Source organism: Sphingopyxis sp. BSNA05 (genome assembly GCF_013265645.1).
Lineage (GTDB): Bacteria > Pseudomonadota > Alphaproteobacteria > Sphingomonadales > Sphingomonadaceae > Parasphingorhabdus.
This window is the reverse complement of record NZ_PYIA01000094.1, coordinates 1-2,647: the sequence shown is the minus strand read 5'-3', so window position 1 is coordinate 2,647 and position 2,647 is coordinate 1. Positions and strand designations below refer to the sequence as shown.

The window sequence follows — 2,647 nt, the reverse complement described above, 5'->3', positions numbered from 1 at the left end:
GTTGCGACCGGACCGGCGGCCGCGCCCCGCGAGCTGCTGATGCCGGCCCGACCGACCCCCGCCCAGCGCGAGGTTCCGGGTTCCTTCTGAGATGACCGCGCACCAGACCGACCATGCCGTGATGGAGGACAGTCTCGAGGCGCTGGGCGACCGTTATGACGGCATCGCCGCCGAATTGTTCGACCGGTTTATCGCCGATCATCCGCATTATGCCCCGGTGTTCCTCAACCCCGAAGCGGCGCGCGAACGGATGACGCGGGAGACGCTCGAGGCGATGCTCGGGCTGGCGGCGGGCGAATGGTGGGTCGACCATGCGGTCACCAATTTCATCGACCTGCACCACAATTATGCCGACTTCACCCCGCATGACTATGCCGCCTGGTTTGCGCTGGTGATCGAGACCATGGCCAGGCGCGCCGGTGCCGACTGGCCCGCTGGTGCGAGTGCCGCCTGGCAGCGGCAGGCCGACGGGCTGGTCGCCAAGGTCGCGACCGTGGACCGCAACAGCGAAGTGCCGGTGCGGACATGAGCGAGGCACGGGCGATCATCGAGCAGCTCGGCCTGCAACCGCATCCCGAGGGCGGCTGGTATCGCGAGACCTGGCGCGCAGACGCGGCGGATGGCGAGCGGGCAAGCGCAACCGCGATCTATTTCCTGCTTGAAGAGGGCCAGTCCTCCCACTGGCACCGGGTCGATGCCACCGAAGTCTGGCTTTGGCACGCGGGCAGCCCGCTTGCGCTGGGCACGGCTGAACAGGATAGCGGGCCGGTGTCGACGATCCGTCTTGGTCCCGATATCATCGCCGGCCACGCCCCGCAGCATCGCATCCCGACCGGCCATTGGCAGGCGGCACAGGCCGATCAGGGCTGGGCGCTGGTCAGCTGCATCGTCTCGCCGGGCTTTGAATTTTCCGGCTTCGAACTGGCTCCGGCAGACTGGTCGCCCGGACGCTGAGCATCGCAGAAAAGCCCGCTCCTCCATCTCAGGATGGCCCGTAGAATAGCGGATGAAAGGCGACCACCGCCTGCGGAACCGCCACCCGCAGGGGCAATATCTGGTAATAAGCGGCGGGTTCGCCTTCGGGGCACAGATCGGAAAATATCCGAAAGCCGAAGCGGCTGTAATAGGCGGGATCACCGGTCAGCACGCAACCCGCGGCATCGCGCTCGCGGAGCATGGCGATGCCCGCTTCGATCAGCCGGCTGCCGATATGCTGCCCCTGCAAGTCCGGCTCCACCGCCACCGGCCCCAAAGCATACCAGCCGGTCGACCCGTCGGCGGCAAAAGCCTCGGTAAAGGTCACCTGCCCGACCACCGCGCCGTCCTGTTCGGCGACCAGCGAGATCGCGAGCGCCCCGGCGTCGCGAAACCGGTCGATCAGATCCTGCTCATTGCCAGCGGCATAGTCCATCGGCGCAAAGGCGCGCCGGGTGATATCGTGGATCGCGGCCCGATCGGCGGGCTTTTCCGGGCGGATAACCAGACTCATCGCGCGGCAATCGCCCCGATCAGGAGCGCCAGCGAGACGGTGCAGCTCAGCGTCCGGACATGGTTCCACGGCAGCCAGCGCTGCATATAGCGCCGCCACATCGCCTCGGCCTCCGGCCCCGCGGCGTCGGTTGCCTCCAGCGCGTCATTCAGCGGCACATTGGCCGCCGCCGTCACCACCAGCATACCGGCCACATAGAGCAAGCCGCCGATCACCATCTGCCATGCGCCCGGCGTGCCCCACTCCATCAGGCCAAAGACCGCGAGCAACAGGCAGGCGAGACTGCTGGCGAAAAATAGCGGCAGGAACAGCGACCGCACTATGATCCGGTTGATCGACTGCATCGCCACCATGCCGGTCGCCCGCCCCGCCGCGTCGAGCGACTGCATGACAAAGGCGGAAAAGGCAAAATAGACCCCCGCCATGATCCCGACCGACAGCGCGGCAAACCAGAGCGTTGCGGTGATCACGTCTTCCATCGGATATTCTCCTCGTCTGTTGCGCGGGGGACTGGCGCATCTTGCGGCGAAAGAAAGTCCGAGTCACGTTTTTCCCGCCGTGCCCCTCCGCGAACTTTACACAGACGCGGGTTTTTCTTTTCTGTAACCTTCCGGTTCCTCGCCCGGATCACCCTCCGGCGGCAGCAGCCGGTCGAGCCGCCCGAGCAGCGCCAAAAGCGCGCTATTGTCAGGTTTCCGGATCGTCCCGACATAGCGCCCGCCACGCAATATCGGCCGGTAGCTGCCCTGCCGGAGCCGCTGGAACAGCGTGTCTAGTGTAACCTTTGGCTGCTGGCTCGTCGGCACGCCCATTATCATATCCCAGGCCGCCACAAATTCCTCCGCGCCGGGCTTGCGGCGGAGCCGATAGGCACTGTCCCGGCTCATCCCGACCAGCATCGCCGCCTTCTTGACGCAGCGGGTCTGCGCCAGCAGGCCGATAAATTCCGCTTGCCGGACCGGCGACCAGCCATCGGCGCGCGGGCGCAGCGGCACGGGCGTGAAAGCGGGGATGCGGGAGATGCGGCGGTTTTGGACAAAGCTGCTGCGGGGGTCGGGGCGGGAGTAGGACATGGCGGGGATTAAGGCATATATGGGGTGATGTAGGAAAGCGGATTTTGGATGGGTATTACCCGTGTTAAGCCCCTCCTTTTCAAAG

Annotated in this window: 5 protein-coding genes; 2 read left to right on the top strand and 3 right to left on the bottom strand. The window is 65.7% G+C overall.

What is annotated here, in order from left to right:
• Window positions 1–91: 91 nt before the first annotated feature.
• Window positions 92–529 carry a globin gene (locus tag C8024_RS10755; protein WP_173204957.1) on the top strand — a complete coding sequence of 146 codons (438 nt, stop codon included), beginning with the start codon at window positions 92–94 and terminating at the stop codon, window positions 527–529.
• Entirely contained in the window at window positions 526–954 is a 429-nt protein-coding gene (locus C8024_RS10750) for a cupin domain-containing protein (protein ID WP_173204954.1), read from the top strand. The genes C8024_RS10755 and C8024_RS10750 overlap by 4 nt, the downstream gene beginning before the upstream one ends.
• A gap of 28 nt (window positions 955–982) precedes the next feature.
• On the opposite strand, the gene C8024_RS10745 is transcribed toward C8024_RS10750, so the two are convergent.
• From C8024_RS10745 to C8024_RS10735, 3 genes are all read right to left on the bottom strand, one after another.
• A complete protein-coding gene (locus tag C8024_RS10745) occupies window positions 983–1,489 on the bottom strand; it encodes a GNAT family N-acetyltransferase (protein WP_173204951.1) in 507 nt (168 codons plus the stop codon).
• Window positions 1,486–1,968, bottom strand: coding sequence for a DUF1772 domain-containing protein (locus tag C8024_RS10740; RefSeq protein ID WP_173204948.1), 483 nt, complete (start codon window positions 1,966–1,968; stop codon window positions 1,486–1,488). The genes C8024_RS10745 and C8024_RS10740 overlap by 4 nt, the downstream gene beginning before the upstream one ends.
• Window positions 1,969–2,064: 96 nt before the next feature.
• Entirely contained in the window at window positions 2,065–2,562 is a 498-nt protein-coding gene (locus tag C8024_RS10735; protein ID WP_173204945.1) for a hypothetical protein, read from the bottom strand.
• Between the last annotated feature and the right edge of the window lie 85 nt (window positions 2,563–2,647).